The organism is Sediminibacterium sp. FW305-C-269, assembly GCF_058231045.1.
This window is the reverse complement of record NZ_JBIQXQ010000001.1, coordinates 1,150,963-1,177,158: the sequence shown is the minus strand read 5'-3', so window position 1 is coordinate 1,177,158 and position 26,196 is coordinate 1,150,963. Positions and strand designations below refer to the sequence as shown.

Below are 26,196 nucleotides of genomic sequence, written 5' to 3'. Positions count from 1 at the left end.
AATTATCGATCCCTGACCAAAACAGGGATCTTCTATTTGAAATTGGGGTATAAATATCCTGAATAATTGCCAATTATAAACGTCCGATCAGGAATTATTCTGCAATTCTTCCCAATACTCGGCTGCGCGGCGGGTATGGGGTATCACGATCGTGCCTCCCACGATATTCGCCACAGCGAAAATTTCATACATTTCTTCTGTATTCACCCCCAGCTCATGGCTTTTGCCCAGGTGGTATTTGATGCAGTCATCGCAGCGCAAAACCATACTGGCCACCAGTCCCAGCATTTCCTTGGTCTTTTTGTCAAGGGCACCGTCCTCGTAGGTGTTCGTATCCAGGTTCCAGAGGCGTTTCATCACCAGGTTGTTCTTACTGAGGATCACTTCGTTCATCTTTTCACGGTAACTGTTGAACTCTTGTACTAATGGGCTCATATCACGGTTTTTAGGGTGCAAAAATACGGCAGCGCCCCCTGAGAGCTTGTCATTTCTTTGTATTTTAACCGCTCAAACCAACTGTTATGAAGAAAATCCTCCTTTTACTCGTTCTTTTCGGCGCCCGGTTTGCAGGGGCACAGAATGGAACCGAGCTGGTGAAAGTGACCGACATGCTCAAGATCAAACAGATCAGCAGCGTAACCCTTAGTCCCGACGGCAGCAAAGTAGCTTTTGTGGTGAACCAGATCGAACCTGAAGGCGACAGCAAATGGGAATACAAATACCAGAATCAGCTGTATGTGGCCCCTACCGATGGTTCAGCCGCTCCCCGGGCCCTGACTGCCAAAGAATCGGCTTCCCAGCCAGCCTGGAGTCCCGATGGCAGACAATTGGCATTTGTGCGGCCGGCAGACGGTAAACCCCAGGTATTCGTACTGTCTTTCGATGGAGGGGAACCTGTTCAGTATACCCGTCATAAATACGGTGCAAGTGCTCCCAAATGGAGCCCCGACGGCAAAAAGATACTGTTTGCGGCCAGCGTTTCCCTGAAAGACCTGCTGAAAGACGCGGAACTCAATCCCGGCAAAGAAGTGCCAAAATGGCCTTATGAAAAGCCCGGATTCGACAAGAACACGCAATTACTCCCCAATAATGCCAAGGCCGACCCCGATGGCAACTGGGATGAGATCAGGGCCTACCTGGAGAATAATGCCAACGACAAAAAAGCCAAAGTGATCAACAAGCTCAATTTCCAGGAAGAGGCCACCACCAGTTCCGAAATGAGTTTCAGCCATTTTTATGTGATGAATGCGGAACCCGGTGCCCAACCGGTTGCCGTTACCCATGGTTTTTACCGCTTCAGCAGTGCTGATTTTACACCCGATGGCAAACAACTGATCATCACCGGCGATAGGGATGATACAGAACATCCCGACCGATCCCTCGAATCGCAGATCTTCCTGGCCGATGCCGATGGCCAGAACCTGAAAACACTGCTGGGCACCGCAGGCAAAACCTATAATAGCGCCAGGCTATCCCCTTCAGGTAAATGGCTGGCTTTCCAGTATGGCAACACTTCTTTTGTGGATGTTCCCATGCTGGCCATCATGCCTATCAATGGCACGGCGAAAGACATGGTGAATATCCCCTTCGACAGGAACAAAGGCAATCTTACCTGGAGTGCTGATGAGAAATATATCTACTTCGCGGCCCAGAGCAATGGCGGTGCGCCGGTGTATCGGGCAGATGTAAAGACCAAACAGGTAGAAGCCCTTTCGGATGTGAACGCAGGCATCAGTTCATTCGACCTGCGCAACAGCAAACTGGTTTTTGTGAAAACAGAAGTGGCCAACCCCTTCGAACTGTATGCGGCCGATGCATCCATGAAGAATTCGATCCGCATCAGCAGTTTCAATTACGACTGGATCAAGAACAAGAAACTGAGTTTCCCTGAGAAAAAAAGTTTCGTGAATGAAAAGGGTCTAACGGTGGAATACTGGGTAATGAAACCTACCCATTTTGAATCCGGCAAAAAATATCCAACCATCCTGAACATACACGGTGGACCCACCGCCATGTGGGGACCTGGCGAAAGCTCCATGTGGCACGAGTTCCAGTATTATGCAGCCAAAGGATATGTAGTGGTATACGGCAATCCCCGGGGTTCCGGTGGTTATGGTTCCGCGTTTCTCCGTGCCAACATCAACGACTGGGGCACTGGTCCAACCAGTGACGTACTCACCTATCTGGACAAAGCCAGTGAATCCGGTTTCATCGATACTGCAAAACTGGCCGTCACCGGTGGCTCTTATGCCGGTTACCTGGTGGCCTGGATCATCAGCCACGACCAACGCTTCAAAGCCGCCTGCTCGCAAAGAGGCGTATATGACCTGGGCACATTCTTCGGAGAAGGAAATGCCTGGCGCCTGGTTCCGAATTATTTTGGCGGTTACCCATGGGAACCCTCCGTCAAACCCATACTGGAAAGAGAATCACCCATTACTTACGTGCAGAATATTCATACACCCTATATCATTTTCCATGGAGAGAACGATTTGCGCACAGGCGTGATCCAGGGAGAGATGTTATACAGAAGCCTGAAAGTATTGGGCAGAACGGTGGAATATGTTCGTCACCCCGGTGGCACACACGAATTGACCCGCAGCGGCAACAACCGTCAACGGATCGATCAGATGTTACGCACCATCGAATTCTTTGAGCGGTTCATCAAACACTAACCCCTTTCTGGCGCCACTGGCTCAGCGCCATCTCTGACAACTCTGCGGTGAATGTGTACAGTCCTTCACCGCAGAGTCGCAGAGAACACAAAGTATCGCAGAGCAGGCTAATCAAAATACTTCCTCCTTCCTCCTCCTCCTTTCTTCTTCCTTCCCTTCATCTGTTCCTTGCTCATCTGTTCTTCTGTTCTTCTGTTCTTCTGTTCCTCTGTTCACTCATCATTCATCATTCCTTGCTCAATATTCAATATTCCCCTCTCCGCTGGGCCCCAAAGAGTAGTCGATTTGTATGTAACAGCCCAGTCTATTTCAGTCCTTTCACCCAATCCTGCATCCCTGTATATACTTTCTTGGCAACATCGTCGTGGAACTGGCTGCGGATGATCCTTTTTTCGTCGGCCTCATTGCTCAGGAAGGCAATCTCCAGCAGACAGTTCGGGAAATCTGTTGGACTGTTCAATACAAAATTGAAACTCCCCACATTGCCGAATTCATTCAGTTTCAATTCCAGCATCCGGTTCAGGATATGTTGCGTGAGAGGCCGGTAACCGATATGTTTATAATAAGTGCTCACCCCATTCACTTCCGGGTTACTGCTTGAGTTCAGGTGCAGGCTGATGAGAAAATCAGGATCCTGCTGCTGCAGAAAAAGGATACGATCCTTGTTATCGAATGTTGTGTCGGTTGTGCGGGTCATGATGATCTTTTTCACCCCTTTTTTCCGCAATTGTTTTTCCAGAGCTTTTGCAAACAAGAGCGTGTAATACTTCTCTTCGTATTTGGCCTTGACGCCACCGGTACCGGTATTCGTTCCGCCATGACCGGCATCGATGGCAATGGTCAGGTAACGCAGGTCCAGTTTCTGGGGCTGTCTTTTCACTTTGATCACCAGGTATTTTCCCTTGTACCCGATGCTGTATCCCCAATGTTGCCTGTGCTGCAGTTCAATGAATACGCGGAGCACATCATCTTCCACCTGGTTGTAATACACATTTTTAATCTCTTTCAACGATTTCAGCTGGTTGATCCAGTTGGTATTGCTCTGCACCCCGTAAATATCCACAACGATACGTGAAGGATTAATCTCCATATAACTCCGGTAAGGAAGTTTCTCTTCCATATTGATGCCCACATAGTCGTACAGCGAATCACCCTTTACGCTGAAGGAATTGGTGAGGTAAAATGGTTTTCCCTTCTGCGCGCTATCCGGCTTCAGATACGATCTTTCGATATACGCTTTGTGCAACTTCGACAACTGTACGGTGTACATATCCTTGGTAGAATCCACCACCCGCATCAGCACATTGGAATCCACGTATCCGATTTTGGCACCGCCCAGCCTGTCTTCACCCAGGCCATACGACAATGCGGGTAGTTTACCGGTGGTGCGGGTAAGCAGATAGGGTTGTACCGGATTTTGTGCTGTTGTTTGATAAACCATCAAAACAAAACAGGCGATCAGGGGCATCTTCATCTGTTGAAGATAAAAAGAATAAATCTGATTCGGACCATTCCAGGAGCGTACACAAAATAAAAAAACCTCATCACCAATAACAGTAATGAGGCTTTGTTGTAAGCAAGCAACCGAAAAACAATAATCAAATATTAAAAAACTTTACGAATTCTAATAATTTTTTTTCGGCGGCTATAAATGATATCCGTCATCTGCCACCAGCCTGTCGGAAATACGCCTGCGGGCATCTTTGGTGTTGAAGGGTTCTACCTTGGTAAAACGCTTCAGGCCAATATGCATCATCCGCAGTTCATCGCCTTCTGAAAAACTGTTCAGGGCATCTTTACCTGCTTTGTTGATACGGTCGGCAGCATCATAGAGGTAGGTTCGCATGATGTCTGACTGCAGACTAACCGCAGCTTCTCCCTGGGTTTCGGCCAGTTTCATCACACGTAACAGGGCACTTTCGGCGTTGAAGGTCTCAATGGCCATGTCGGCAATGTTCATCAGTATCTCCTGTTCCTTATCCAGCTGCATCATCAGTTTCTGCACGGCAGCACCCGCTACCATCAGTATGGCTTTTTTAAAGTTGGCGATGTATTTGCGCTCTTTGGCAAACGCGCCCTCTTCCTCGGCACCAAAATCAGGGATGCTCATCAGTTCTTTCTGCACGGCCATGGCAGGTGTCATCAGGTCAAGTTTGCCTTTCATGGCACGTTTCAGCACCATATCTACGGTGAGCAAACGATTGATCTCATTGGTTCCTTCGTAAATGCGGTTGATGCGGCTGTCACGATACCCTTTCGAGATTACGTATTCATCGCTGAAGCCGTTACCACCATGGATCTGTACGCCCTCGTCCACAACAAAATCAAGCACTTCACTACCGTACACTTTCAGCATCGAACACTCGATGGCATATTCTTCTGCGCCGCCCAGCAAGGCTTCGGCAAAGGATTTACCTTCGGTGGATAAAGTATGTTCCTGGTTATCGATCCATTTGGCGGTACGGTATAAAGCCGTTTCACAAACCCACATGCGGATAGCCATTTCTGCCATCTTATGACGGATCGCACCAAATTTTGCAATTGGCAGTTTGAACTGCTCACGGGTTTTGGCATACTGAATCGAAATGGTGGCCGCTCTTTTAGAACCACCCAATGCAGCCGCACATAATTTTAAACGGCCGATATTCAGGATATTAAAAGCGATCAGGTGGCCCTTGCCAACCTCACCCAGCAGGTTCTCTACCGGCACTTTACAATCCTGGAAATACAACTGAACGGTAGAAGATCCTTTGATACCCATTTTATGTTCTTCCGGTCCCTGTGTAAAGCCTTCAAAACCGCGCTCCACAATAAAGCCGGTGAACTTGTCGCCATCGATCTTGGCAAACACCGTATACACATCAGCAAAACCACCATTAGTGATCCAGCATTTCTGTCCGTTCAGGATATAGTATTTCCCATCATCGCTCAGCTTGGCCGTTGTTTTGGCACCCAGGGCATCACTGCCGCTGTTCGGTTCTGTTAAACCGTAAGCTCCTTTCCACTCACCGGTAGCCAGTTTGGGAATATATTTCTGTTTCTGTGCTTCTGTTCCAAAATACAGGATCGGTAAAGAACCGATACCGGTATGGGCCGCTACCGCCACGGAAAAAGAATAACCGCCACCCAGTCCTTCATTCACCAGGGTCGACGTCACAAAATCTTTTCCCAATCCGCCATACTGCTCCGGCATAGAGGTAGACAATAATCCCTGCTCACCCGCTTTCTCCAGTAAGGAGGGCATCAGGCCGGGCTCCAGTTTGTCGATCCTGTCCAGTATCGGAAGGATCTCCGCATCCAAGAACTGCGAACACATGTCCATCACCATCTTCTGTTCTTCGTTCATGTCTTCCGGAATGAACGTATCTAATGGGTTGCTTTCTTTGATCAACCATTCGCCGCCCTTAAGCGCATTGGTCTGTTTAGTGGATTCCATGGTAGGAAAGTTTATTGGTTTATTCGTTTATTGGTTTATTCGTCTCTCTTGCATTCACTCATTCTATCATCCTATCATTCTATCATTGTTTTACGTCAAATTATCATACACCCGCTGAAACACCTGCTTCACCGTTTCGATCTCATCCTTGGTAACCCCCACCAGCGCTTCACTCATGGTCAGATTGGCCAGATCGATGGTCTGGTTCTGCAACTCCTTGGCCGCATCCGTCAGACAAACCAGGTTGATGCGACGGTCCGTCTGCGATGCCGTGCGTTTCACCAGTTTCTGTTTTTCCAGGTTATCGATCAAACGGGTGATGCTGGGTTTATCGCGAAAAGTCCGGTTGCACAATTCCTGCTGACTCAAACAATCCTCTTTCCACAAATGGTATAAAACGCTCCACTGCTCTATCGTAATCTCCAGTCCGGCCTGCCTGAAATTCTTCTGCAATCTCCGGGCCACAGCTGTGGATGCCATGCCATTGATGACACTGTACAGCTCTCCCCGTTTAAATTGGTTGTTTGACATATAGTTAGTTATGCAACTAATTTCAAAATAAGTTCGTTTCTTTGATACTACCAAGAATAAAACGCTAAATTTTCCACCTTGACACCAGCATCTCAACAGCTCAGGTTCCGCAACTCCCTCATCCACTATACCCGTTGGGGAAGGGGTGCGGAATGGCTATTCTGTTTCCATGGTTATGGGGAGGAAAGCGGTTCTTTTCAATTCCTGGAAAAAACATTGGAGGAACAGTATACCGTCATCGCCATTGACCTTCCCTTTCATGGCCGCACCCAATGGCAGGAGGGACTTTCCTTTGAGCCAGCCGAGCTGCTGAGCATCATCCACCAGATCAGGCCGCAGGGAAAGGGATTTCACCTGCTGGGATACAGCATGGGAGGAAGGGTGTCTTTACAGTTGCTGCAACTGGCTCCTGCCGAAATCAGGTCTCTTCTGCTGGTAGCGCCTGACGGACTGCACCGGAAGATCTGGCAACGGCTGGCTACGGGCACATGGATGGGTAAACAGGTTTTTACTCAGGTCATGAACCGGCCAAGATGGTTATTGGCGGCGCTTGACGCAGCCGCTAAACTGCGACTGTATAACCGCAACCTGCTCAAATTTATGCATTACTACCTCGACGAAGCCCCTCAGCGCGAGTTGCTGTATAAACGCTGGCTTACCCTGCGCAAGTTCAAACCCAACAGGAAACTGTCGAAAAAGACCATCCTGCAGAACAGGATACCGGTACAGCTGGTATTCGGCCGATACGATCCTGTGATCCTGACCCGTTATGGCACTGCTTTCAGCAAAAAATCGGATGGTCTCATAGCACTCACAGAACTGGAAGCCGGCCACCAGTTACTGCGCGAAAAATATGCAGCCGCCATTACCCGTTTCCTGGTTAAATAATATTGGCTTTCTTTGTTGCCCATGTACCAGGTTTTTTTCGTGATCACGCTCATTCTGCTGCTGGCTTATTGCCTGCTGATCTGGCTTTACCGGCGCTGGTTGCTGCGTTTACCCGAATTCAGCAGCCATGAGAAACAGGCCCGTACCCGTTTCTCTGTCATCATTCCGGCAAGGAACGAAGAAACCTATATTGGCAACTGTTTAGACGCACTGTTTGCACAATCATATCCTGAAGAACTGTTTGAAGTGATCGTGATCAACGACCATTCCACCGACGGCACCGAAACGGTGGTTCATGCTTATCAGCAACAGCATCGCAACCTCCGCCTGCTGAACCTGCACGATCTGCTGAACGGCAAACAGCTGAATGCCTACAAGAAAAAAGCCATTGAACTGGCCATTGAACAAAGCAGCGGCAACTGGATCGTAACCACTGATGCGGATTGTACAGTACAAGCTGACTGGCTGTTGCTGTACGATCACTATATACAGGAAAAAGACCCTGTTTTTGTGGCGGCACCTGTTATGTTCAGGCATACAGGAAGTTTTCTCTCCGCATTCCAGCAGCTGGACTTTATCAGTCTGCAAGGCATTACCGCAGCAGCCGTATCAGCCGGATACCACAGCATGTGCAACGGGGCCAATATCGCTTACCGGAAAGATGTGTTTTATGAAGTGGGGCAGTTCAGGGGCATCGACCAGATCGCCAGTGGCGATGACATGCTGTTAATGCATAAGATCAAACAGGCATACCCCAACCGGCTGGGTTATCTGTTTAGCAAAAAAGCCATTGTTACCACGGAGCCGATGCATGATTGGAGGAGTTTTCTCAACCAACGCATCCGCTGGGCCAGTAAAGCGGATAAGTACCAGGACAAGTCAATTTTCCCGGTGCTGGCACTGGTGCTGGCTGTAAATGCCTTGCTGTTACTATTGTTGATCTGGGGGAGCTTTGTTGAGGGGGGATGGACGAACTGGCTGTTACTGGTTGCCCTAAAAACCCTGGTGGAACTGAGCCTGATGATACCTGCTGCAGCTTTTTTTCAAAAAAGGGCAATTTTGGTCTGGTTCCCGTTTATGCAGCCTTTTCATATTCTGTATACGGTTATAGCAGGCTGGCTGGGTAAATTCGGCAGCTACCAGTGGAAAGGCCGAACTGTGAACTGATTATTTCAGGTCTTCCGCCTCCGGCCACCAGGCATATACCAACAATGGAATCAGGGCTACCAGGGAAAATAAAAATTTAAATACACGTGTCATACTATCGAATTTGGTTTATATAAGGACTCGAAAAATCATCATATGTATATCAGCACTCCACTTATTTCGGTAAAAAAAGCCAAATATTCGGTGAAGCTGTTTATTTCTTAATTTTCGCAAGTGCAACCTATTTTCACTTCTTCTGCTTTTACCCGCCGTTTATTCAAGAACAAAGGCGCTTACTTTGGATTGATACTGATTGTATTGAGTTTGCTGCTTGCGCTGTTCTGTTATTTTTTGGCGCCTGACCCATCTCCCAACGCCAACCGCATGATCCCGGAGATCGGAAGCAAGAAACCTGGTTTCACCTGCTCCTTACTGCGGATCAGGAGAGATAAGAACATACATCGTGCCGGATTTTTTAACCGGATGCTGAACGGTACCGAAGAAAGTTACCAGTATATCGCCATTACCGGCTATGAGGTTGTCCGGGACAGCCTCATTTACCAGAAATATGTAGATGAGAACGTAACCGAAAGAAATGCAATACTCCGGTCACAAACAGGCGACCCGGCCGTGATTAAAGCCAGATATTACCTGGGAACCGACAAATTCGGCAGGGATATCCTGAGCCGTTTACTGATTGGTGTAAGGGTGAGCCTGAGCGTGGGACTGGTGGCCGTACTCATCTCCCTCACCATTGGCATCCTGCTGGGGGCCCTGGCGGGTTATTTCAAGGGCTGGATTGATGATGTGATCATGTGGCTCATCAACGTTATCTGGAGCATTCCCACCCTCCTGCTCGTATTCGCCATCACACTGGCACTGGGCAAAGGTTTCTGGCAGGTATTCATTGCAGTAGGACTGACCATGTGGGTAAACGTGGCAAGACTGGTAAGGGGCCAGGTGCTTGCCGTTAGAGAACTGGAATATGTAGAAGCCACCAAAGCACTGGGCTATTCGCACACAAGGACGATTTTCCGGCACATACTGCCCAATATTCTCGGGCCGGTGATGGTGATCGCCGCCAGCAATTTCGCTTCCGCAATCGTGATGGAAGCAGGACTGAGTTTTCTCGGCGTAGGCGTACAGCCACCCCAACCCAGCTGGGGACTCATGATCAAAGAGAACTACAATTTCATCATCACCCATAACCCCATGCTGGCCCTGGCACCCGGTATCGCCATCATGTTACTCGTACTCGCCTTTAATTTATTAGGGAACGGCTTAAGGGATGCACTCAACGTAAGAAGTAAACTCTAGGAATATTGAATGATGAGCAAGGAATATTGAATATCGAAGTATGATGGTCAATAGGGATTTGCCCGATCTGCGTCCCTGCCTGACATTCATCATTCATCATTCCTTGCTCATCATTCAATATTCCCTCGTCTGTTCTTTGCTCATCTGTTCATCTGTTCTGTTATTCATTCATCATTCACGATTCATTGTTCTTCATTCGATATTCCCCCCGGTCCGCCAGCAACTCACGTTCTTCGCGGTTTTTCATCTCCAGCCAGATCACCATACCCAGACATAACCAGAACAGGCTGCCGATCTTATCAGTTTCGATCATATCGCTCATACTGTTGATCACACCGATCATCACCAGCATCACGGCAACCGTGAGGGCGATGGTACGGTAAAACGGATCTTGTAAACGGTGATACAGGTTCTGCAAACGGAACAGCATGCCAAAATATAGGATGCAAAACAGCACCAGTCCGATCAGGCCCTGTTCCAGTGCCAGCAGGATGAAATAATTGTGTACGGTGGAATGTTCCGGGTTATCACTTACCCAGGTCTCAAAGTTGCTGACGGTGTAAGGACGGTAATGCAGGTAAAAACTATTGGGACCAAAACCGGTCACCGGTTTTTCGGCCAGCATTCGGAAGCCGGCGATCCAGCGGTAAAAACGTTCTGCGGTGGAAACATCTTTCAGCTCTACCGTGGCCCGCATATGATCGCTGAAATCCGTATGGAAAATGGTCCGGTCATGGTCGGGTGCAAACTGCAGGTAACGGTCATCCGTGATCAGCCAGGCGCTGGATGCCACCACGGCGGTCACAGCAACCGCCACCACGAACCTCATTCGTTTCCTGCGGATAACAGGCACTACAGCAAGACCGGCCAGCAAAGCCACCCAGGCGCCGCGGCTATAGGCAAAGAACAGACCCACCAGTCCCAGCAGCAATCCATATAACAACCATTTGCGACGGCTGTCAGCAGCTTCGGTCAATTTCCATACGCACCACACTACCGGTAGCAGGCACACCAGCATGGCCGAATAATTGACGTGGTTACGGAAAAAAGGAGCCAGTGTTTTCTGTACCGATGCAAATGAAAAACCATACATCGCATGCCTGCCAAGACTTTGCAACACCACCGCTGCCATAGGAATGAGCAAACAGATGGCCAATCTGCGCACATCTTTTTTTTCTGTCAGCAACAACTGCGGCAATACCACGAAAGGAAGGATATACCAGATCTTGGCCAGCAGGTATTTGGCAGACAGCACTATTTCCGTTGAGTACAACACCGTAACCAGCAACCAGGTAATATAAATCACCAGCACCAGGAACAGGGGATGTTTCACCAGGTCATAAGGAACCCATTTGGGTTGATGTATCCACCGGAGAGCGACGAGACCGGTGAGGATGATCAGCAAGGGTTCATCCGGAAAATCGAGTCCCAGTTGCGGTGTGATATTGAGTTCGGTAGAGAGCGGCAAACAGACCAGCAATAACCAGAACAGTTTAGCCGGCCGGTACAGCAGCAAATCGATCACCGGCGGTAACAATATCCAGACAAAGGGAATACAGAGCCACAGTGGTTGTGCGTAATTGATGGCATATACACCACATAAAAGGAATAAAAGGGAGGGAAATACAAGGTCTAACAGATATGGCCGGGTGATCCGAAACATATCAGGCGTTTTTTTTCCTGTCATTCACCAATACCAGCAAACAGATAAAAACAAAAGAAAGCAGGCAGGTTGCCAGCAATATGGCTGGAGTATCCGGCCTTTCCGCTTTGGCAGCAGGTACAGCTTTTTCCATCACATATAAAACGGCGGGAGATATCTGTGCGGCCAGCCTGAACTCATCGCGTGTTTTTTGGTATTGTTGCAGCTGATCCAGCAAAGATGCCTGCCGGGCAGTTAATAATGTTTTACGTGCGAGGTCGGCCCGGGAAATACTATCACTCAGTTGCACGTAGTGCGTCTCCATGCCACTGATCGAAACTTCCAGTTGCTCCATGGACCGGTGATACTGGTCTTGCCATACAGCATTCTCTGTTGCTTCAACAATGGCCACCATACGGTTTACAATATTGGCGGACAGTTGCCTGTCGCGTGTCCATACCCGGATCAATAACTGGTTCTTGTCCGTCTTTTGCAGGTCCAGGTCTTTGCGCAGGCGCAATACGGCCTTTCGCCGAAGCTGGGGAAAGCTATCCCCCGTTAAACGATAATAATCCACCAGCGAAAACTCATCCACCAATTGTTTGTACGTGGTATCCATATCCGCCACTCCATAGATCCTGTCGAGATCATCACCTGAACCAAAATAGGAATAGAGTCCCTGGATATTCGTATTGAACAGCCGGGCTTTATCTGCCAGGGCCGGATTGGCCGAAACCACCGTTGCGGTTGACCGGTAATAAGCCGGCACCACGTATACCGTGATGGCGGCCACCGCTACGCTGGCTACCACAAAAAACACGATCAGGGTCCAGCGTTTGCGTAAAGCAGCAACAATCGTCAGCAGGTTAAAAGAGGGATCAGACATAGACATTGAAAATACAATTTATTCCCGTCACGACTGCGGTGCCACCACCACATTGCGGTCGAAACTTTCTTCTAATGAAATAAAGGTTTCTGTACGTTCGATGCCCTTGATCTTCTGCAGTTCATCGTGCAGTACAAAACGGAGTTCCTGGATATCCTTGCACACGATCTCGGCAAACATGCTGTAATTGCCCGTGGTGTAGTTCAACCGTACGATCTGCGGGATCTTCTTCAGTTCTTTGGCCACACTGTCGTACAGGGAGCTTTTTTCCAGGTATACCCCGATAAAAGCGATCACATCATAGCCCAATGATTTGAGATCTACCGATAATTTTTTACCTTTCACCACCCTTAGCTCTTCCAGTTTCTTGATGCGGACATGTATGGTACCGCCCGAAACAAAGAGTTTCTTACCCAGGTCGGCATAGGATATCTCCGCATCTTCCATCATTTCCTGGATGATCTGGAAATCCAATTTGTCAAGATTTAATTTTACTCCCATATTATTCCGGTTTTTTAAATTTATTCAATAATAAACCAAATTTATTATACATTTTCTATATTATCAAAATATTCATTGAAATATTTATAAAGAATGGAGGATTTGTCTTAATATTGTGTTGTCAATGTAACACTGACGAGTTCTTCTACACTGTGGGGTGATGAAATTTTTGGCAGACATGCCCTCTTGTCTCGGGGGTGAGGATCACAGGATAAATATAGCATAGAGCCGTCGCGTTTCGGCGTGACGACCAGGGTCGACCACTGAACTTTGTGCTACAACTAACTGCCTCGTGGAGGTTCGACCCCTCCCCCTACAGCAGCAAAAGCCGCAACGGAATCAGTTGCGGCTTTTTTATTTTCCGGATTGCGGCTTTTGAATAGCGAATGGTGAACACTGAATAATGAACGACAACAACTTCATCATTCAGTGTTCATTATTCAATATTCATCAGGTGCTACCGGAAATAATATTACTGGTTCCTGCATATCAAACCTCACATTTTAATTCATTACAACCTGTTCAAATAAACCTTGCTCCCGGTCTTCGAATCGGTAGAGGGTTCATATCGTAAATAGCCAAATGCCTGCAGATCAGCCATACACTTATTATAGGTACGTCTGCTAATCCGGGCATGGCCCAATACTTCTCTAAAAAAACTATGTATCCCTTAAAAAGGAAACCGCCTCAATCTTGTACTGAGGCGGCCGCTATTTATTATTCATCAAAACCATCTTTACATTAATCTCAAACTATTGGCTCCCACCCAGGCTCATAAGTTCTACTCCATAATGCCGTTGCAGCCTTATTGTCTATTACATGGCCATTTTTCTGGTTGATATATAAGGTAGTTCCAACACGCTGTGAAATATTTCCTAATTGCACCCACAATGTACTCTTACGTCCAGTTTCTACATCAGCATTGGGAACTCCGCCTTCTCTGACACATTTCAGAAAGTTATCGATATGAACCCCATCCAGGCTAGCACTTGGGCTGGAAGGATCGCGACCATCAATTTTGATATCGGACTTGATATCTTTAACGATTATATTTTTATTATCTCTGATCACATAACTATTGCCGCCAGTAATCATCGATCCATTCTCTCCATAGAAGATTACGCCACGATCCTCCCCTTCTACCAATGCACTACTACAACTACGACCCTCCCAAATAACTGATGCTCCTTCACATTCGAACGTAATCAACTGTGTATCGGGCGTTTCCCAATCATCGCTAAATCGATATCGTCCACCCACAGAACAAACTTTTGTAGGATAGTCAACGCCTAATCCCCATCTGGCTACATCTATTTCGTGAGTACCGTTATTCAAAGCTTCACCGGTACCCCAATGCCAACGCCAATGCCAATTGTAATGAACCAGATTATCAAGGTATGGGCGACGCGGAGCAGGCCCCTGCCATAATTCGAAATCCAGATTTGAAGGAACTGCTATTTGTTTACCAATACCAATTGAAGCTCTGTTATTAGTATACCAGGTTTTAGCCATGTGTACTTTTCCTATTACACCATTATGTAACTCATTAATTCCCTGAGTTAATATTGGCCAGGAACGACGCTGACTACCCATCTGAACCACCCGTTTAAATTTTCGTGCTGCAGCTACTGCCAACTCTCCCTCATGAGGATTATGACATAATGGTTTTTCAACATAAACATGTTTGCCGGCAGCACAGCTTAATATGGCAGCGGGGGCATGCCAGTGATCCGGCGGGGCCAGATACATAGCATCTACATCCTTATCTTGTAAAACTTTCCGAATATCCTTTTCAGTTTTAGGCACTTTATTTACAGCCTTTTTAACTGCATTAACCCCTTTAGCTAATGCAGTTTCCTCAACATCACAGATATATAGTATCTCTGTGTTTTTTTGGATGGAGAAATTAGCCGCCATGCCTGCACCTCGGCCATTTGTGCCCATGATTCCCATGTTAATTCTATCATTTGCTCCTATGATACGTGCATAGCTCTTAGCTGAAAAGCCAATGCCACCTAAAGCAAATACAGTTCCTGTATTTCTGATAAAATCTCTTCTTGTCTTATCCATAAAGATGATTTTTATAATTTTAGATTTTTAATTTTAATATTACGAAAATGAATTACATCTCCATGTTCTTGTAAAAGAATAGGCGAGCTTGGTACTTCAGCAAAATTTGCTTGCGCTTTAAATTTGCTTTCCGCAAGGTGCATCATAAACTCTTCGCTACCTCTGTCATATTCTAAAACTTTGGTACCATTGAGCCAGTGTTCAACATGCTTACCTTTTTTTATAATATTCATATTGTTCCATTCCCCCACATCCATTGCTTTTTTATCACCGGAAGCTGGCATTATATCATATAGTGACGCCAAAGACCGATTCCCATTAATACCTAACTTTGCATCTGGGTGATTAGCATCATCAATCAATTGGTATTCACACCCCAAACTGGTGTTTTTAAATAAAGAATACTTAACACCACTATTAGCACCTTTCTCCAATTTAAAATCAATGGACAATTCAAAATCAGAAAATTCTTGAGTAGTTACAATATCACCTCCATGACCATCTTTCGGATTCGTACTTAAGATTCCATCAGCTATCTTCCAGCCTTCCCCCGTAAATTTCTGGCCATTAGACTTCTGCCAGCCATTGAATGATCTTCCATCAAACAACAAGATCCATCCTTGATTTTTTTCGCGTTTACTTAAACCAGGAGACTGTGCTAATAAGACAGTTAAAGAGGTAAAAAGAAATGTTAATGAGAGAACAGATATTTTCTTCATACTATTAAAGCTAATATAATTTGAGTAATGGGTTTAGAATTGCGTATACCCCTTATTCTGTGTAATTTTTCCGGGATTAGATTGCATAGCTGTCATCGGTATAGGATAACACAACATATCATCACTCCAAATAAAAGGAGAATAGCCATCTGCAATCTGTTCAGCTATCATAACATCTTTTGCTCGTTTTGTTCTCACTAAATCAAACCACCGATGATTCTCAAATGCAAGTTCAACTCTCCTTTCCTTTTCAATAGCCAGCAACAATGCATCATCATTAGAAAAATCTGCCAAAGTGTAATCTGCCAAAAGATTAGTCGGTTTGATAACAGCAGGATCTCCAGGAGTATTTCTCGCTCTTTGCCTTATTCTGTTTACATAAAATATCGCCTTAGCCCTATCACTTCCTATACGGACGAGAGCCTCTGCATTTAACAATAGAATATCAGCTAATCGTAGCTCAATCCAGTTATTCCCATTATCACTGCCACTGGTTGCAATGTCATAGTACTTACTTACATATCTTTCATTTTGAACAGCTCCACTTTTAGCATTAATCCAATTATCTTTCATGCTACTATATTTTCTTGGATCAGCTTTTTCATAAGCAGATGATATATCACCCGTAGGGGCATTTGATCCCCCTTTATCACCAACTAAAACAACTTCTTTATCGGAAAATCTAGGGGCAAAATCATTATTCCAGGGACTCCCAGTTACACCATTGGGGCTTCCTTTTTTATATTGTATTTCAAATAATGATTCTGATGTATTCTTATTATTTACATCAAAAAGAGATTTGTAACTGGGCACCAATGCTGCTCCGGAAGTATTGATAACTTCCTCGCCTTTTTGAATAGCAAGATTATAATACTCAATACCTTTATTAAGAGGATACCCTGCCATTGTCATATACACTTTACAAAGCATCCCCTTAGCACCCCATTTGGTTACTCGTCCTTTATCTGATGCGGCATATTTATCCGGAAGATTCTGTTCTGCAAATTGTAAATCAGAGACTATAAGATCATATATTTCCTGCAAAGTAGCTCGTCTAATATCATAAGCTTCAGCAGATGTAATCTCTTTGTCCACTTTCAATACACCTAATAGTTCTCCATTTTTGGAATAACCGCCAAAAACTCTGTTGAGCCAGAAATACATCAACGCTCTAATAAACTTAGCTTCAGCGATATATTGACTTTTTAATTTCGGATCCTTAAAAGACACATTTTCGATACGCCCTATCACGATATTACTTCGTAGTATTATATTATAACAATTGTTCCAGCAACTCGTCGGATAGCCATTATCAGCCAAAAGCGGTGAAGCAAACTCATCAACTCCTTTCTCATCAGCTGGATTTCCACTAAGCCATGAAAATGTTGTATTATCCGACCTGATTTCACCTAGTTTAATAAATGTACTGTTGTATACAGAACGGAGATTACCATAAGCAGAAAGTACCGCCTGATTCATATCACTCTCCGTTTTATAAAATGACTCGGAGTTTAAGTTGGATGGTGGATTCAAGTCTATGAATTCCTTTTTACAAGAGCAAAACATCATTAAATAAAACAATATAAATAGTTTATTTTTCATGTCAATTAGTTGAATTATTAAAAAGATAGGTTAAGTCCAACAATAATGCTTTTTGCTGCAGGATAACCCAAATAATCACCTCCTTTGGAAAGCCCATCACCTTCACTACTTGTTTCAGGATCGAAGCCTGTGTATTTTGTCCATGTAAATAAATTTTGTCCGGTGGCGTATACACGTAAGCTTTTGATTTTAGCCAGCTTAAGTTTACTTATATTAAAATCATAAGCTAATGTAATATTCCTAAGCCGCAGGTAAGAGCCATCTGTTACCCATGCAGAAGATGGATCACGCTGCCAACCAGTAGGATTACGTGTAGCCCTAAAATGTATCCCGTCTCCCGGTTGATCCACAGAACGCCAACGGTTTAATTGAAAATCAAGTGCATTTCTATCGCCATGATAGATACCTACCATGCGATTAAAGAAGCTAAAAAGACTTGCACCATAAGAATAGGTTAACTGAGCTGATAATGTGAAATTTTTATAAGAAAAATTATTACCGAAGCCTCCCGTAAACTTAGGTTGGTTATTACCTATTATTGCTTTGTCTGTCTGATCAAGTTTACCATCTCCGTTAACATCTAAATAGCGACCATCTCCAACTTTATCCGCAGGAAGATGTGGATAAGCATCCAATTCTTTTTGATTCATAAATACCCCTTGATAGATATAACCATAAAAACTTGCAATCGGATAGCCCGGCAAAGTAATAAATGAGTTATTTGCGTTGGGGGCACTTCCATAAATCGGTTGTCCTCCTGGTCCAACTTCAAGAACCTTGTTTTTATTGAATGTTATATTAAAATCACTTGACCACTTAAACTTGCCTATCGTATTTTTTGTAGTTACCAGCAATTCAAATCCCTGGTTCAACACTTTCCCTATATTCTGTATTTGCGAGGTATAACCTGAAATCGCTGGTACTGGAACATTCAGTAAGAGATCAATTGATTTACTACTATAGAAATCTGCTTCTACCCGAATTCGGTTCTTAAACAGTCCGAGTTCTAAACCAAAGTTAGATTGCAATACTTTTTCCCATCCTAAATCATTGTTTGGAATTGTGCTGGGGTTAACCGTATTCTGCAAAGCATCATTTGTGGGATAAAAGCCTGTACTCAAAAGTCCTATAGATGAATAATTCCCGATTCGATTATTACCTACAACTCCATAACTAACCCTAAATTTTAAGTCACTGATAGTTTTTGACACGCCGGCCATGAATTTCTCCTGGCCTATTCTCCAAGCTGCTGAAACAGAAGGGAAAACACCCCATTTCTTATTTGCCCCAAATCTAGAAGATCCATCACTACGCACTGTGGCCGTAAAAAGATAACGATTATCAAAGCTATAGTTAACCCTGCCAAAATATGAAACCATTGAATATTCAGACTTGGTACTGGCCAGCTGATACATGGTTCCTGCATTTAAAGTTTGTATAAGATCGTTCGGAAAACCACGAGCTTCTCCATATATATAATCGGTATTATGTTTCTGACTGGTAAAACCTCCCAATAACACTACATCATGTTTATTTGCAATCTTTTTTGCATAAGTAAGTGTTTGTTCAATCACCCAGTCATAATCCGTAAATTTTTCATTAACCCCTCTTGCCGGTCTGGGAGCTTTTGAACCATCAAAATCAACATTGGATGGTTCAAAAATTGCCAAATCGTTATTTTGTATTCCACCATTGATATTAATACGATATTTCAGATTATTCATCATCTCCCACTCCGCATATAGTGTACCCAACCATCCATACCGCTTACGGTTACGGCGAACCAAAGTAGCAATTCCAATTGGGTTAGCAGGATCTCCCGCTAATACTTCGGGGTTCCTTACCATTGAACCATATGATCCATCAGCATTATAAAGATCATATATAGGTGGCAGCAATAAAGAATATAGTATAGGGGCATCTTTCCCATTTGCCTGCTCATTACCTAAAGCATAATAAGAGTTCAGGTTGATACCTACTTTGAAAGTATTGGTCAATTTTGATTCTACGTTAGTTCTAAAATTGAATCTTTGATAATCTGTATTTAAAGAAATCCCCTCTTGTTTCATATAGCTTCCTGAGAATGCATAACTGGTATTATCATTACCACCCAGGACTGAGAGTTCATACTGTTGCATTTTTGCAGGACGAAATAAGAGATTCTGCCAGTTATTATCCGGCATAGTAGCAACAGAAGCAGGATCGAAGAAATTATACTTATACCCGTTCTTTCCATCTGGAATCATATATAATGAGTTCGCACTAGGATAAAGCCGTCTGCGTTCATTTGGATCTCCAATTTTATGTGGTGATTTATCAGGATCAGCATTTACAATAGGCTGATCTAACCATGCCTGATTTCTTCCATCCATTAACCATTCCACATATTGATTACGGTTCATAACAGGCATCGACTTAGTTCTTTCCTGATAACCACTAAATGCGTCAAAACTAAAGATTGCACTTCCGGCCTTTCCTCTTTTTGTACTTATAATTACAACTCCATTTGCTCCACGAGACCCATAAATAGCTGTAGAAGATGCATCTTTTAAGACTTGAATAGTTTCTATATCATTTGGGTTAATCAGCCTGAAAGCACCATCTTCCATAGGATAGCCATCAACAACATACAAAGGTGAATTTGATTGAGTGATGGAACCCGTTCCTCGAATACGAATCGAAAGTCCTTCCCCACCAGGCGCACCATTAATTGATTGCACCTGAACACCCGCCATTTGTCCAGCCATTGCCTCACCAAAATTAACAACAGCTCTTTCCTTCAGATTACTTGCATTTATGGAAGCTACCGAGCCAGTCAAATCTGATTTTTTTCTTGTACCATATCCAACTACAACAATGGGATCCAATGCGATTACCGTTGATTTCATTTTTACAATTAAAGACAACGTTGCACCTTCTTTGATGGAATAACCTGAAAGTAACTGACCTTCATACCCTACCGTTGAAAAAGTAAAAGTATATGGGCCACCTGAAGGCACACGCGCAAATGAAAAATTACCGGAGCTGTCTGAACTTGTACCTGATGTAAAGTTAGTCTTGGTATTTCTGATAATTACAGAAACACCAGGTAAGGGTTCATTGGCGATATTTTGAACCATTCCTTTTACTAAACTTACAGTAGAAGTTTGGGATTGTGATTGAGAAGAAAAAAGCATTAAGCTAAGGAGAATAAGGGCAAAAGAATAACCCATCGATTTTAATCGATTAATTTTCATATGGCGGCAATTTAAATTTTGGTCTTTAAAAAAGTGTTACCCCATTTATAAAAAAAGGCACACGCTATCGTTAATATTACTGTATTCCCTTTGTCTTAGTTACTGCTTAGCGATCAATATCTTTTTGCCTTTTTTAGTTATTTTAAGGTTATTGACATCGCCTATTTGTTTCAAAATCGCATCTAAGGAATCCGTTACATTGAATGTTCCGATAAAATAAATTCCACTGACCTCTTTCTTTGAATAAGCAATATCAATTTGATACATTTCCTTTAACTGGTCGAACACTTGTCCTAATGGCTGATTATTGAACATATACCACCTTTCCTTACCTAACGCTGGAACAGACGGATCTTCATGTATTACAGATTCTTTCTCTGTTTGATCTATTTTGGCAACTACTTTCTTGAAAAACCTCACCTTTGCAGTGGCACTTTTTGTATTATAGACAAGCTCTTCCCCTGGCAACAGGTAAAAATCTTTATCAAGTTTCTTTAAAGCCGTCTGCGCAGACATGACCACAACCTTTCCTTCAAATAACCGAACTGTTATATCGGAATCATTTTCATATGCTGAAACTACAAACTGTGTTCCAAGAGCTTTAGTTGAAATATCTCCACTAAAAACAGTAAAAGGTTTAGACTTGTCTTTGAACACTTTAAATCCTGCTCTACCTATCAACTTAATATCACGACGATTTCCCGTAAATGGCTTATGATAACTTATCTGGCTATTGCGATACAAACTCACTACAGAACCATCTGGTAAAATGATATTTTCTACCATACCAGAAGTATTACGACGTACCTCTACTGTAAAATATTCAGGCTGTAGCTCTTTTTTTGATTCTGCCATCGATTTTTTATTTACAGAATCATTATCATTCATGAACCTCCAGCTAAATACAACAGCAAATAATATGGATGCTGCGACAGCGAAATATACAAAGAACTTATACACTACTAAACGTTTGTCCGAACCCGGCACTACTGGCATTTCACTTGCTATATCTCCCGAAAATTCATTCCGGCTCTGAGTATCCCTACCCTCTATTTCCTGCTTCATCCTCTCCCACTCGACATCTATATTCATCGAATTTTCGGAATTATATATCGCCGATAGAGCCCAGATCCTTTTCAGCTCTTCAAACCGTTGCCTGTTTACTTCACTTGAATTAATCCAATCTAAAACACATGCTTTTTCCTCCGTATTTAGTTCATCAGACAAATACGAAACCATCAGATTGTCAAAATATCGATAATTACCCATCTGACTATATATACGTTTAAAGAATGTTTTACCCCTACTCCACATTAAAAAATAATTTTGCGGCAACTGTGGTAAATAACAGGATGACCCAAAAAGGGAGATAAGACTCCAGTTTTTCCCGCAGCTTCACCAATGCTCTTCCCATCTGGGTTTCAACCGTTTTTACTGAAATTGACAGTTTATCCGCTATTTCTGAGTACTTCAGCCCTTCATAGCGACTCATCACAAATATTTTCCGCATTTGTTCCGGCAGTTCTGCAACAGCTTTTGCTATATCGGATTTCAATTGTTTCAATTCGCAAACATTGATATCTTCCATTGTTTCATTAGCCAATCTGTTTTGCAGAAAATATCTTTCGTGCTGATTTTTGATTTTTTCGTGTCTTAATAAATCATAGCAGGTATTGACAATAATCCTATACAAGTAAGCTTTAACAGATTGATCGGAGTAAATTGACTCTCGTTTCTCCCATAGTTTAATAAACCCAATATGCACCGCTTCCTTTGCCTGATCAAGATCAAAACCATACTTAAACTGACAATACAAGCAGATTGAAGTGAAATTTTCTTTGAATAATTTTTCAAAAGCAACATGATCGAAATTGACATGAGTTGACTGTGATATATGGGTCTTCCTTATCAATTTAAGAAGCAGTTTGAGTGAATTTATTTTCTTACCATTAGGTGCATCGTAGCCAAATATATGTAACTGAGGTCAAATTATACAGTTCTAATATAGTTGATTTCTAGTCTTCAAAACCTCGAAAATCAAGTAAATGTCCTTTCTTTTATCCTGCGATTTGAGTCGTCTTGAACAACCCTTACATGAGGCTATATAAGGGTTTTATTGTATTGACCTTCGTTATGATCAGCAATTACAAAGTGTCAACTCGCAGGGTTTGTTGGGTGCTTCAATCCACTAGTTGATCATTTTATTATCAGTAGCATCGACGAGAGAATAGTGCTACGAAATAAGGGAGAAGCTCTCTGCGAAGAGTCTCCCTGGGGACTCTTCGTTTAAAAGCACCACCTAACACTGCTTCACTCATTATAGCACAGGAAACCAAGTAAGATCAATATCCTGCAACTCCCTATATGTGATAACCGGATATACGTCTTGTTCACCTGTATCATAATAGCGGTTCGAACTGTTCAGTAATAGTCTTCCGGCAGTCCCCCTGCAGCGGTTAATTAGGGTTTGTACTCAGAGGAATTCACGTTTCTAAAAAACAGAAACCTATATTGAGTGTTTTGTAATTCTAAGCGGAGGGTCCCCCGCTGGGGAGACCCTCCGAAGAAGGAAGCGGCTTTTGAATATCGAACGCTGAATGTTGAACAATCAACAACTTCATCATTCAACATTCCTTGCTCAATATTCAATTTTCATCCCGGGCTGCACGAAAAGTCAGTCTGCCTGCGCTCTCTTCTGTTAAGCAATTCACAGTCATTTCCTGCTATCAACGAGCAAGGATAAAAATCTCCGACGCTGTTTCAAATAGCACTGTAAATCAACATATTACACCATTAATGACTTTTAAAGGGATGATGAATGTCATAAAACAACCTATTGATTCATTTTACCTTTATGCAGCATTAATACCCAGACTTGTTAATAAGACAATCGAAAAGCAAAGTTTGCAATACCAGCTATACCCCAAGGAAACGGTCAACAGAATCTGATATCCACCCGAATTAAAAAGCTGCTCCCGCTTTTTACAACAAGTATTCTATCACGGTATCCCCCATACACCGCGATCGGCAAAAAATATGACATGCTTTTCAGTGGATCATATGAACGACTTCTACCACTTCTGGTAAGTTTGCTGCTGCAGTTGTCAGTAACAGCTCAACAGAAAGAGCCAAGAGTGATCAACGCAGCTGGTGGTTATTTTACCGGGCAAGACCTGTTATTGGACTGGAGTTTTGGAGAACTGATCTCGGTGCAAACCCTCAGTTCCGGATCAGATTTCATTATCACCACAGGTTTCCTGCAATCCAAGCTGGATGCATTAACACCATTCAATCCCATCGGCCCGGCAGACTCCAATAGAATTTTTGCCGGACCAAATCCCACAAGGTCTTTGCTGACGATCCGTTCAACCCTGATCGAGCCAGGCAGGATCCGGATCTTACTCACTTCCATGACAGGGATAGCGCTGCTACAGGTAGAAGAGGCATATGAAGGCATTAATTACCAGAAACAATTGAACCTGCAACGTTTCCCCAGTGGTTTCTACAACCTGGTCATCACTTATCTCATCAATGGGCAAGCCATTAAGACAAGCTCTTATAAGATCATTAAACAGTAATCCATGAAAAAGGCTGTCCTGATATTTTGTATGTTCTGTTGCTTCAGCGCTGTTGTTGATGCCCAATTGGTGAATGGCATCAATTTTCAGGCGGTGGCAAGGAATGCTGCCGGAACAGTGATCGCCAACCGGAAAATTACGGTCAGGATGTCTGTAAGGGAAGGATCTCCCACCGGTTTTCTGGAATACAGTGAGATCAAAGCAACCGTGACCAATGCTGTTGGTTTATTTGTACTGGTGTTGGGTGATCCGGGTCCCCCTTCCACCATCATTACGGGTTCCTATGCGGGTATCAATTGGAGTACCGGCAATAAATACCTGCAGATAGACATTGATCCTACAGGCGGGATCGATTTTATCTCACTGGGTACCCAGAAGATCAATTTTGTACCCTTTGCGCTCCATGCCAATGGTGTGGCTGCGAGAAATATCTCGGGCGTATTATCCATAGAGCAGGGTGGCACCGGCAACAACAACCTGCTCGACCTGAAAGTGAATCTGCAACTCGATAAAGTTGATAATACCAGCGATATCGACAAACCGGTCAGCATTCCCGTTCAATCGGTACTTGATACAAAAGAATTCCTCTCCAACAAAAGCAATAATATCACGAATGATGCTGCTTCAGATGTCAAGTATCCAAGTGTGAAAGCCGTAAAATCCTATGCAGATGCTATCGATGCCCGGATCCCGGCACCACAGGTAAATGTAGACTGGAATGCCACCAGCGGCATTGTGCAGATCCTGAATAAGCCCTCACTGGCAACCGTAGCCATCAGTGGTGATTACAATGACCTGCGCAACAAACCATCTGTGTTCCATCTGCCAACCGCTTCGGCCACGGTATTGGGTGGCGTAAAGATCGGCAACAATATCTTCATAGATGCCAATGGCGCAATCAGTGCATCAGGAAGCGGTTTGGGAAGTGTAACCAGTATCACAACGGATAGAACACTGACCGGCGGTCCGATCACCACTTTTGGCACACTGAAAGTCGACACGACGCTGATCTCTACCAAAGCGAACCTGACTGCCGCCTTGCTGGGTAAATTATCGCTGACCGATCTGCCGCTCTCTGTTGCCAACGGAGGAACCGGTGCCAGTTCCGCTGCCGCAGGATTAAATGCGCTGCTGCCATCTCAAACGGGTAATGCAGGCAGGTTCCTGCAAACCGACGGGACCAATGTTAGCTGGGTAACTTCTACAGGCAGTATAGCCGTGCCGGTTTCCGGAGAAAATGGAGGGACCGGTGTGTCCAATGCCGGCAAAACCATCACACTGGGAGGTAACCTCGTTACGAAAGGGGCATTCGTAACCACTTTGACTGTCAATGGAACAACCGATCTCAGTTTGCCGGTCAGTGGTACATTGGCCACCTTACAGGGAACTGAAACCTTCACCAATAAAACTCTTACCGCACCAGTACTCTCCTCACCAACCATAAGCGGCACACTGTCATTGCCTTCGGGGGCTACAGGCGTGACTGCCACAGCGGGTGATAATTCCACAAAACTGGCCACTACTGCCTTCGTATCAAATGCTGTGACCAGCGCTTTACCTGATGCCAGCACCGGTGCAAAAGGAATCGTACAATTAGCGGGTGATCTTTCAGGAACCGCCGCCGCTCCTTCCGTCAGAACAGTTGGCGGAGCAACAGCTGCCAATATAGCCACGGCTGCAGACCTAGCCAATTCCGCTACAAAAAACAATACAGCCAATACAATCGTTAAAAGAGATGGTTCCGGCGATTTTGCAGCCGGAACCATTACGGCTACGGTTTTTTCGGGCACTTTATCAGGTAATGCCAGTACTGCAACAGCTGCCAACACAGCCGCAACAGTTACTGAGGCAGCGCAGCCTCTGATCACCAGCGTGGGTACCCTAAGCTCTCTGAATGTAAATGGAACCGTTACCGCTCAAACACTTAGCGCTACCACCATCAACGGTACACTCAGTACGCCCACTCAAA

At 44.3% G+C, this 26,196-nt stretch carries 19 protein-coding genes; 6 read left to right on the top strand and 13 right to left on the bottom strand.

The window, feature by feature from the left end; all coding sequences use genetic code 11:
* Positions 1-87: 87 nt before the first annotated feature.
* On the bottom strand, positions 88-435 hold the full coding sequence (locus ACH3Y6_RS05045; protein ID WP_490834493.1) for a carboxymuconolactone decarboxylase family protein: 348 nt from the start codon (positions 433-435) through the stop codon (positions 88-90).
* 86 nt (positions 436-521) lie between these two features.
* Between ACH3Y6_RS05045 and ACH3Y6_RS05040 the strand changes: the two genes are divergently transcribed.
* Positions 522-2,675 (top strand): S9 family peptidase, encoded by a 2,154-nt coding sequence (locus tag ACH3Y6_RS05040; RefSeq protein WP_490834492.1) that lies wholly within the window; start codon positions 522-524, stop codon positions 2,673-2,675.
* 304 nt (positions 2,676-2,979) lie between these two features.
* On the opposite strand, the gene ACH3Y6_RS05035 is transcribed toward ACH3Y6_RS05040, so the two are convergent.
* The 3 genes from ACH3Y6_RS05035 to ACH3Y6_RS05025 form a co-directional block, all read right to left on the bottom strand.
* Positions 2,980-4,149, bottom strand: a complete 1,170-nt coding sequence (locus tag ACH3Y6_RS05035; RefSeq protein WP_490834491.1) for an N-acetylmuramoyl-L-alanine amidase — start codon at positions 4,147-4,149, stop codon at positions 2,980-2,982.
* 171 nt (positions 4,150-4,320) lie between these two features.
* Complete coding sequence (locus tag ACH3Y6_RS05030; RefSeq protein WP_490834490.1) at positions 4,321-6,111, bottom strand: acyl-CoA dehydrogenase FadE; 1,791 nt, start codon at positions 6,109-6,111, stop codon at positions 4,321-4,323.
* Between the two features lie 90 nt (positions 6,112-6,201).
* Positions 6,202-6,642, bottom strand: coding sequence for a MarR family winged helix-turn-helix transcriptional regulator (locus tag ACH3Y6_RS05025; RefSeq protein WP_490834489.1), 441 nt, complete (start codon positions 6,640-6,642; stop codon positions 6,202-6,204).
* 78 nt (positions 6,643-6,720) lie between these two features.
* Here ACH3Y6_RS05025 and ACH3Y6_RS05020 point away from each other — a divergent pair, with 78 nt between their 5' ends.
* The 3 genes from ACH3Y6_RS05020 to ACH3Y6_RS05010 all read left to right on the top strand — a co-directional run bounded on the left by ACH3Y6_RS05020 (position 6,721) and on the right by ACH3Y6_RS05010 (position 9,993).
* Positions 6,721-7,530, top strand: coding sequence for an alpha/beta fold hydrolase (locus ACH3Y6_RS05020; RefSeq protein ID WP_490834488.1), 810 nt, complete (start codon positions 6,721-6,723; stop codon positions 7,528-7,530).
* A gap of 21 nt (positions 7,531-7,551) precedes the next feature.
* Positions 7,552-8,697 carry a glycosyltransferase gene (locus ACH3Y6_RS05015; RefSeq protein ID WP_490834487.1) on the top strand — a complete coding sequence of 382 codons (1,146 nt, stop codon included), beginning with the start codon at positions 7,552-7,554 and terminating at the stop codon, positions 8,695-8,697.
* Positions 8,698-8,910: 213 nt separating this feature from the next.
* Complete coding sequence (locus ACH3Y6_RS05010; protein WP_490834486.1) at positions 8,911-9,993, top strand: ABC transporter permease; 1,083 nt, start codon at positions 8,911-8,913, stop codon at positions 9,991-9,993.
* Positions 9,994-10,168: 175 nt separating this feature from the next.
* On the opposite strand, the gene ACH3Y6_RS05005 is transcribed toward ACH3Y6_RS05010, so the two are convergent.
* The 9 genes from ACH3Y6_RS05005 to ACH3Y6_RS04965 all read right to left on the bottom strand — a co-directional run bounded on the left by ACH3Y6_RS05005 (position 10,169) and on the right by ACH3Y6_RS04965 (position 22,561).
* Positions 10,169-11,656: an O-antigen ligase family protein gene (locus ACH3Y6_RS05005; RefSeq protein ID WP_490834485.1), complete on the bottom strand. Its 1,488-nt coding sequence runs from the start codon at positions 11,654-11,656 to the stop codon at positions 10,169-10,171.
* 1 nt (position 11,657) lies between these two features.
* Positions 11,658-12,521, bottom strand: a complete 864-nt coding sequence (locus tag ACH3Y6_RS05000; protein ID WP_490834484.1) for a Wzz/FepE/Etk N-terminal domain-containing protein — start codon at positions 12,519-12,521, stop codon at positions 11,658-11,660.
* Between the two features lie 27 nt (positions 12,522-12,548).
* The gene (locus ACH3Y6_RS04995) at positions 12,549-13,022 is read right to left on the bottom strand and encodes an Lrp/AsnC ligand binding domain-containing protein (RefSeq protein ID WP_490834483.1); all 474 of its coding nucleotides are present in this window, start codon (positions 13,020-13,022) and stop codon (positions 12,549-12,551) included.
* 747 nt (positions 13,023-13,769) lie between these two features.
* Positions 13,770-15,092: a Gfo/Idh/MocA family protein gene (locus ACH3Y6_RS04990; RefSeq protein ID WP_490834482.1), complete on the bottom strand. Its 1,323-nt coding sequence runs from the start codon at positions 15,090-15,092 to the stop codon at positions 13,770-13,772.
* Positions 15,093-15,103: 11 nt separating this feature from the next.
* Positions 15,104-15,811: a 3-keto-disaccharide hydrolase gene (locus tag ACH3Y6_RS04985; RefSeq protein ID WP_490834481.1), complete on the bottom strand. Its 708-nt coding sequence runs from the start codon at positions 15,809-15,811 to the stop codon at positions 15,104-15,106.
* Positions 15,812-15,844: 33 nt separating this feature from the next.
* The gene (locus ACH3Y6_RS04980; protein ID WP_490834480.1) at positions 15,845-17,413 is read right to left on the bottom strand and encodes a RagB/SusD family nutrient uptake outer membrane protein; all 1,569 of its coding nucleotides are present in this window, start codon (positions 17,411-17,413) and stop codon (positions 15,845-15,847) included.
* A 17-nt stretch (positions 17,414-17,430) separates the two neighbouring features.
* Entirely contained in the window at positions 17,431-20,649 is a 3,219-nt protein-coding gene (locus ACH3Y6_RS04975) for a SusC/RagA family TonB-linked outer membrane protein (RefSeq protein ID WP_490834479.1), read from the bottom strand.
* 99 nt (positions 20,650-20,748) lie between these two features.
* Positions 20,749-21,918, bottom strand: coding sequence for a FecR family protein (locus ACH3Y6_RS04970; protein ID WP_490834478.1), 1,170 nt, complete (start codon positions 21,916-21,918; stop codon positions 20,749-20,751).
* Between the two features lie 34 nt (positions 21,919-21,952).
* Entirely contained in the window at positions 21,953-22,561 is a 609-nt protein-coding gene (locus ACH3Y6_RS04965) for an RNA polymerase sigma-70 factor (RefSeq protein ID WP_490834477.1), read from the bottom strand.
* Positions 22,562-23,750: 1,189 nt separating this feature from the next.
* Between ACH3Y6_RS04965 and ACH3Y6_RS04960 the strand changes: the two genes are divergently transcribed.
* Together ACH3Y6_RS04960 and ACH3Y6_RS04955 are read left to right on the top strand one after the other, a co-directional pair.
* On the top strand, positions 23,751-24,227 hold the full coding sequence (locus ACH3Y6_RS04960; protein WP_490834476.1) for a T9SS type A sorting domain-containing protein: 477 nt from the start codon (positions 23,751-23,753) through the stop codon (positions 24,225-24,227).
* Positions 24,228-24,230: 3 nt separating this feature from the next.
* Positions 24,231-26,196: beta strand repeat-containing protein (locus ACH3Y6_RS04955; protein WP_490834475.1), on the top strand; the 1,966-nt coding region annotated here is incomplete at its 3' end.